Annotated in this window: 5 protein-coding genes; all 5 read right to left on the reverse strand. The window is 51.3% G+C overall.

The window, feature by feature from the left end; all coding sequences use genetic code 11:
- Positions 1 to 99: 99 nt before the first annotated feature.
- Positions 100 to 3,294 (reverse strand): pectinesterase family protein, encoded by a 3,195-nt coding sequence (locus G604_RS14740; RefSeq protein ID WP_081657687.1) that lies wholly within the window; start codon positions 3,292 to 3,294, stop codon positions 100 to 102.
- Between the two features lie 94 nt (positions 3,295 to 3,388).
- Positions 3,389 to 4,270 carry a carbohydrate kinase family protein gene (locus tag G604_RS0106605; protein ID WP_028909886.1) on the reverse strand — a complete coding sequence of 294 codons (882 nt, stop codon included), beginning with the start codon at positions 4,268 to 4,270 and terminating at the stop codon, positions 3,389 to 3,391.
- An 11-nt stretch (positions 4,271 to 4,281) separates the two neighbouring features.
- Positions 4,282 to 5,469, reverse strand: coding sequence for an MFS transporter (locus tag G604_RS0106610; protein ID WP_028909887.1), 1,188 nt, complete (start codon positions 5,467 to 5,469; stop codon positions 4,282 to 4,284).
- Positions 5,470 to 5,627: 158 nt separating this feature from the next.
- The gene (locus tag G604_RS0106615) at positions 5,628 to 7,835 is read right to left on the reverse strand and encodes a substrate-binding domain-containing protein (RefSeq protein ID WP_028909888.1); all 2,208 of its coding nucleotides are present in this window, start codon (positions 7,833 to 7,835) and stop codon (positions 5,628 to 5,630) included.
- Between the two features lie 142 nt (positions 7,836 to 7,977).
- The coding region (locus G604_RS0106625) for a transposase (protein WP_028909889.1) at positions 7,978 to 8,314 on the reverse strand (337 nt) is incomplete at its 5' end.

Raw genomic sequence — 8,314 nt, forward strand, 5'->3', positions numbered from 1 at the left:
TACGCATTTTTTTCTATATCCGTCTCTCTCCTCTCCTATTTTCTTGCGCAAACGTTTACGTAAAAGGATAAAAAAGAAGCGGCCTTGCGGCCGCTTCTTTTATTTAATCACTTTCTTACCGTTATGTATCAACAGTCCACATGTATTTTGACTCACACGCTGACCACCTATATTATAATAAGGTGTATCGGCCCGATTACCGTCCTCCGTGATGGAACGGATAGCCGTTGCCAACGTAGCCGTACCTGCCGTACCGAGGCCGCCCATGACATTGGCGGCACGGACGGTCCAGACGTCTGGCGTTGTCGTTGCTGCCTTGGCGGAAGAAGTTGTGGCAGCAGCGGTGGTGTCAAAGCTTGTAGCCTCTGTGATCGTGACAAGGCTGCCATTGCGGAAGATGAGATAAGTACTGGCACCGTCAACAGCCGTCCAACTCAGACTGCCGCCGTTCAGTGTGACGACGGGAGCGGCACACTGTAGGGTGAAGGCTGCCGGTGTCCAGTTGGTAAAGACCTTGTCGAGGGCGAAATTGCTCACCTGATCGGCAGGGAGAATCGTCTCCTTCGAAGAGGTCTGGTTGTTAAAGGTGAAGTCCACAACATTCGATGCCGGAGAGATCACATTACCATTCTCATCCATACTGTTGTACTCCCAGAAGTTCTGCGGCATCACATTCATGCCATTCGGCTCCCAACGGGTAGCACGGATCTTCGTAGCAGCAGCACCGGCGAGGGTTGTGTTGAGGAAGGCCACACGGGCAGCACCATTCCAGGCACGACCAAAGTCATACTGATCATCGCCGCCGAGTTTCACGGTACAGCCGTCGAAGACATAACCGTAGTTACTGCTCGTGGCATTGGCCGTGATATGGGCACTCTTTCCGGCCTCGTTGAAGAGGACACAATTCTTGAAATAAGCATCACCATCACCACAGAGATAGTCGACAATACCGTGGATCTCACTGTTCTCGAAATAATACTGGCCCTTACTGTTGTTATGACTATAGTAAGTATCCTGGAAAGAGAGCATCTTCACATTCTTGCAGATCGTCTGCGTGCCCTCATCCTGGAGACAGACGGCACGGCCCGTAGCTCCTGTAGTGGTGTTGAAGGGATAGTTGTTCTTCAACGTCAGATCCTGCAGATAGAGTCCCGTGGACTTATTATATAAGGTGGCGGTGACATTGATACCTTCCGTTTCCGGCTTGTTGACGAGGACAACTCCATCCTCACTCTCACCGATGAGGGAGATATTCTTACCACTGACACGGTTCAGGACCTTATTGCCAAAGTCATAAGTGCCATTGGGCAGGAAGATGAATTTACGCTCATCGGTATTCGTACCGGCACACTCCAGAGCAGTCAGCAATCCAGTGGCATCACCGCTCTTCACGACATACCAGTTGCCGGTCTGCGTGAACGGCACCTTACCGAGATTGACAATAGAGAGGGCATGGAGGTAGGCACTGCCATTGAAAGAGAGCGTATAAGTACCCACTTCACCCGAATAGTTCAGGATAGCGATATCACCATCGGAAGTACTCTGTGCCTGGGTCGTGGCAATCGTATTTCCCTTACTGTCGAGTAAGTCAATTGTGGATGCCACATTGGTATATTTGCAGAGTGTCAGTTTGATATAACCCTTCGCACCCAGCAGCAACTGAATCTTATCTCCATTGTTGAACACCCAACCATGGTTCGCATCATGGAACTTTCCAGTGCCGGAGACGGTAAAGGCCTCATGATCGGCGGGATCGAAAAACTCATCACAGAGGGAATAGTCGTAACGGGCCGTATCATTGGCCGTCTCGATAGCAGTGACAAGCGCATAGAGGCTGAGATCGGAAGTGACGACGTCGGAAGTGGTATATTTCTTACCCTTTCCGGCCTGCGCCGTCCAGCCACGGAACTTATACCCGTCTTCAACAGAAGGATCAGCGACAGCGAAAGAAGAGATGGCGGCATCCTTCTCTACAGTCTGTGTTCCAAGGACCGTCGTGCCGTCAGAAGCATAATAAGTAAGGGTGTAGTCGGGTTTCCAAACGAAGGTAGCAATATAATTCGTCGTGAGACCATTCAGGGTGACAGGGATCGTGACAACCGTCATATCATCCTTCGTGGTATACGTGACCGTACCCACAGTACCATTGGAAGCGACAGCCGTCACAGGGTTGTCAGCACTCGGCATCTTCGCGCTCTTGCTGACTTCGAGGGTAGCCGTCTGACTGCCATCCTTGGCCTCGGAGAAGATATCAATGGCGGAATAAGCCTGACCATTGACGGTCAAAGACTCCAACATCGGGGTATTACTCAGATCGACCAAACCATAGAGGGCGAGGTCGGACATGTAAGCGTTCTGATTCAAATTAAAGTTATAAAACTTCACCTCCACATTTTCCTGCAGATCGGCAGGGATGGCGATGGTGTCGTTCTCACCCGTTGTCGTGGTGATGGACTGGTTGAAGAGGGTGGTCCATTCGGTCGTTCCGGCCTTTCGTGCGGCAACGGCCCAACCACGTCTACCACCCGTGGCTGCCTGATGGAAGACAATCTTCGTGAGATTCTTGATCGCAGAGATCATCGCATAAGGCTCATTGGCTTGTACCTCTGCTGTATATTTCGCGCTCTGCATGTAGCCCGTGAAAGTCGGAGTCGTGAATTTCGCGTCATTCTTACCGGCAGGATCGACGCCGACACCACAAAGGGTAAACGTGAGCGTCTCATTACTGTAAAGGGTCGTCACGGACTGCGTCGTGGGAGTCTCATTATTGGCTTTGCGGTCAATAGACGGCCAGTCGGTGAAATCAGTGGTGTACAACGCCTTCTCCTGACGAGGGTCCTTTTGTACAACGACGATACGTCGGAGATAGGAACTGCCCGTACCGATGATCTCTACATAACCCGCTTTAGCCTCAGCAGCAGTAGCGATATGGGTCGTCGTTACTTCCGTGGCTTCAATGCCACCAATGGTGTAGTTTGTATAAGCTGCACCATCACTGACAACAGTCACCTCATCCTTAGCATGCTTGACAGGGACCTGGATGATTGTGCCACTGTTAAACTGTGCGTCACCATTAGAACGGGCTGCCAATTTACCATTTGTGGCATCTACCGTAAGTAAAATGCCGTCAACATCGGAAGCGACAACACCCGTCCTGCCCTGAACGGCCACTGACGTGATCGTCGACGGGATTCCGTTCTGGAAATCCCATTGTGCCGTGACATCCTGTGCCGACATGCGTTGCGGCAACAAGAGGATACACAACAATCCTAAGAAGTAGAATAATTTGTTCATTGTAGTGTTAGTTTTTAGTATAAAACGCCGCAAAAATACAAAAAAATCCGATAGAGACAAAATTTCTATCGGACTTTTTTTATAAAAAATAAAATTACTGGTTATTCTTCGTGAACTCCTCCGGCAACTTCGGCATTGCGCCGTCCTGCGTGCAGACGAAAGCACTGACCTTCACGGCAAGCTCATGGGCTTTCTTCACAGGCATTCCGTTGAGGATTGCCGCCGTGAAAGAGCCGGTGAAACTGTCGCCGGCGCCGACGGTATCGGCGACCTTCACCTTCGGTGTCTCCTGGAACGACAACTCGCCGGGGGTGAAGACATAACTGCCATTCGTGCCACAGGTGAGGACGAGCATGCGGAGGTTGTATTTGCCGAGGATCAGCCAGCACTTGTTCTCGATATCCAAGCCGGGATAACCGAACATACGTCCGATAGTCACGAGTTCCTCATCATTGATCTTCAGAATATCACAACGCTTCAGACTTTCCTGGATGACCTCCTTAGAATAGAAGTTCTGACGGAGGTTGATGTCGAAGATCTTCAGACAACTGGCCGGCGTACTGTCGAGGAACTGATAAATCGTCTTCCGGGATACTTCACTACGCTGAGCGAGAGAACCGAAGCAGACAGCCTCGCAGTGATGGGCAGCCTCCTCGATCTCCGGGGTGAAGGGGATATTATCCCACGCTACATTCTGCTTGATGTCATAAGTTGGTACGCCCTCTGCATCAAGCGTGACAGCTACGGTACCCGTGGGGAAGTCGACATGCGGCATGACATACTTCAAACCTTTGGCGTCAAACTCCTTCAGCGTCTCATCACCGAGGGCATCCTTGCCTACGGCACTGACGGCACGGGCATCAAAACCAAACTGACTGGCATGGTATGCGAAGTTTGCCGGTGCACCTCCTAATTTCTTTCCTTCGGGGAGGCAATCCCACAGTGCCTCTCCCAGTCCTACAATGATCTTATTCATATCGTTAGTTTTTAGTTTTCTTTAATTTTTCCGATATAAGTAGCCAAATAGACGACACCGACGGCCATGACGGCAACGGCGGCAGCAACGGTATGGGCGGCATCCGTCGCCCAGCCCATGACCATCGGGAAGACGGTACCACCGAAGAGGCCCATGATCATCAGTCCGCTGACCTCGTTCTGTTTCTCCGGCTCACTCTTCAGCGCCTGGGCGAAGACGAGGGAGAAGACGTTACTGTTGCCGTAGCCCACGAGGGCGATACTCGTATAAAGGATCCATTTCTCATGTCCGAAGAACAGGCCGCACATCGACAGAGCCATGAAGAGGATAGAAATGGCAAAGAACAACCGGTTGTTAAGGACACGCAGGATGATCGTTCCGGTGAAACAGCCGATGGTACGGAAGATAAAATATAAAGAGGTGGCAAAGGCGGCCTCGTCGAGCGTCATGCTCAGGCGTTCCATGAGGATCTTCGGTGCCGTGGTATTCGTACCGACATCGATACCGACGTGGCACATGATGCCGATGAAACTCAGCAGGACGATCGGCGTGCCGAGGAGCTTGAAGCAGGCGATGAACTGATGACCGACACTCGGCAGTTGACGATGTTCCTTCAGCTCCGGTTCCTCTATGGGCGTGGAGAGGAGGAAGAGGGAGGCGGCGATACCGATGATCATATAGATCGGGAAGAGGACGCGCCATCCGAGGCCGAAGTTCGGGATGTCGTTGACGGAGCCCCACATAGCGATATACGGTGCCATGAAAGAGGCGATGGCCTTGATGAACTGTCCGAAGGTCAGCGTGGAGGCGAGATGACCGCCCTGCACGACGGTAGACACCAACGGGTTCAGCGAGGTCTGCATGAGGGCGTTGCCGATACCGAGGAGTGAGAAAGAGATGAGCATCACGTAGAAGTTCTCCGAGAAGATCGGCAGCAACAGGGAGAAGACGGTGACGACGAGGGAGAGGAGCACGGTCTTCTTCCGTCCGATCTTGTTCATCAGCACGCCCGTAGGCACGGAGAAGATCAGAAACCAGAAGAACACGAGTCCCGGCAGTGAGTTGGCCATGGAGTCAGAGAGTCCGAGGTCATGCTTCACGTAGTTGGAAGCGATACCCACGAGATCGACGAATCCCATGGCAAAGAAGCAGAGCATCACAGATGACAGTGCCAACGCATTAACTTTTTTATTGTCCATTATGGTTAGGTTTTTACTTGTCCTTGAATTGTTTCGCTGGGCAAAATTATTGTATTTGTTGATTTCTTACGTCTATTTTCAGTTCATCCTATCCAAATGTTGTTTCATGTAACCATAGTGAAAGAGAATGAACGATTTTTTTCATCCGTCTTGTGTGACTACGCTTTCTCCTTGAGCTCCGTGGGATACTTTCCAAACTGCTTTTTGAAACAAGTAGTGAAATAACCCGGCGTGCTGAAACCGACATCATAGGCCACCTGCGACACGGTGAGATCCGTTGTCTCCAGAAGCTTATGCGCCCGTTGCAACCGCATTTCCCGAAGCAGCTCCACGGGTGACAGTCCCGTGAGCGCCTTCACCTTCCGGTACAGTTGTACACGACTCATGCCCAGCTCCGTTCCCAGGTCATCCATCTTCAGATCACTCTCTCCCATTCTCTTGAGGATGGTCTGACGAAGCTGATTAATGAATCTCTTATCCACCGTCTTCAGTTGTTTCTCCTCCTCCTTGGAATCAAAGGAATGAGCCATGAAAAGTCGGCGGAGCTGACGGCGGGATTTGAGAAGATTATCGATGCGCGCCAGGAGGAGGTAGGCATTGAAAGGCTTGGTCATGTAAGCATCAGCGCCGGAGCCCAGTCCCTCCATCTGCTGCTCATCGGTACTGCGGGCCGTGAGGAGGATGACGGGGATATGGCTCGTCACCTCGTTCTCCTTGATTTTCTTGCAGAACTGCAGACCATCCATCACGGGCATCATCACGTCGGAGACGATCAGATCGGGCACGCTCTCCCGCGCCAGTGTCAGCCCGCTCTCCCCGTCAGCAGCCTCCACGACATGATAGCGGTCACAGAGCAGCGTATGGAGATAGTTACGCATATCCTCATTGTCATCAACGATGAGAATAGACGCCAGCCCCTCACGGTCATTCTTCAGCAGTTCCACCCTACCCTTCTGTACAGCGTCCTCCACGTTCTGCCTTTCTTCCCGGATTGCGACAGAATAGTCATCGACTGTGGGTGGCACTTCCTTTCGGAAGTTGAGCACGTCATATACAATACGGCTGAGCTGGGAGACATTACGTTGAAGGATATCCACCAATTGCCGATCTGCATCCTTCAGTGTCTCACTGCCAGCGAGCTGTCTCAAAGGGCCCTCTATCAACGTCAGCGGCGTGCGCAACTGATGACGGGCATTGGTATAAAAGAGTGTCTGCTCCCTACTGAGTTCCTTGATCTTCCTACCGGCACGACGCAGCTGGACGACGGCACGCCAGATCAAGATCAAAGCGACGACGAGCAGGACGATGGCAATGAGGGCCGTGATGCTCACCATACGCTGCGTATGATAGAGGCCGAAATAATCCTCCAATTTATTCTGCAACACGAGCAAGTCATTGGTCTGCCGTTGCAGTTCCATACTGCTCTGCATGAGGATGGGCGCATTATCGGGCGTGACAATGACACTCTTCATGATTGTCGTCTTCTGATAAGGCTTCTTCTGCAGAATGTCGAGGGCCAGCCGGATGATCTGGTCGCCATGGGTGGGATAGATATAGGTACCGGCGAGTTCTCCTTTCTCTACGGCATCGATACCTTCTCCGGGTCCTGGCAAACCGTCAATGCCCAGGAAACGGATGTCGCCAACATTCCCACGGACATCCTTGACGGCACGACGGGCCCAAAACGCGGCGAGGTCACTATGGCAGAACACGAAATCGGGCGTATCATGCGTTTTCAACCATTGCTTCATCGCCGCATAGACAGCTTCATTGGTCCAATCGGTATTGACAAAGGAATAATCGATATCAGTATGCGAGCGCATGACCGACTGAAAACCATGATGACGGTCACGAGCGGGCGAGGAGACTGTGCCCCCGGTAATCTCCAGAATCCGTGGGCGGTGGTCATAGCTGCGGTCACGAAGCAGAGAAAGGGTATAATGGCCCATGGCTTTTCCGGCCTCCACATTATCTCCACCAATATACGCCGTATAGTTACTTCCCTGCGCCTTCCGGTCGAAAAGGATCACGGGAACTCCGGCCCTGTAGGCACGGTCGATAGCCGGCGAGATCTCCTCATAACTGTTCGGCGCTACGATCAAAAGATCAATTCCAGACGCTACCAAGCTGTCGATCTGCTGAATCTGCCTACGGGAGTCATTATCCGCATTCGCGATATCCACCTTCACCTCTTTATTATATAGGTGTTGGGCCGTCAGCATCTCCTGATTCACCTTATCCCGCCATTTACCTCCTACGCATTGGGACACACCAATATGCCACCGGTAGTCTTTACCACCCGAGCAGCCTGACAACAGGCAAATAAGGAGAAATAATAGGCAACGAAATAAGGTCGTCGGTTTCATATGCAAATAGAGGGTTTATGGTTCTGTTTGCAAATATAGTGAAAAACGGGGAAACTGACAAAAAACAAGAAATGTTTTTCTTGAGTTTTTTCAAAAAAAGGTGGCCCAAGGGGGATTGTCCGTGGCGGGCAGATGCCGCTGCCTAACCAAAGACAGTAACACATCTATAGAAAAAGAAGGGTATATCCCTTATTCCCTTCAGGCATGACCTAAAGGCTTTCATCTTGGAGTTGAGCGATTCTGCAGAAGCATTAGTGTCTCTGTTGATAAAGTAATTGAGTATCTCGTCCTCGTAGTGCTGGATAGACTGTTTTACGGATTTAATCTCTCTAAGGGTAGACTTGGTGACCTTCTTGTACCATCCTTCAAGCGCTTTCTTCGCAGTCTCCTTGGTGCTAGACTTCGTACGAAAGATTGCTCGGAGATCGTTTATCAGCCAATACGCCTCCTTCAGTTTCGGGAAAAGCCGGAACAAGATC

The sequence above is a fragment of the Prevotella sp. AGR2160 genome, from assembly GCF_000424185.1.
Taxonomy (GTDB): Bacteria; Bacteroidota; Bacteroidia; order Bacteroidales; family Bacteroidaceae; genus Prevotella.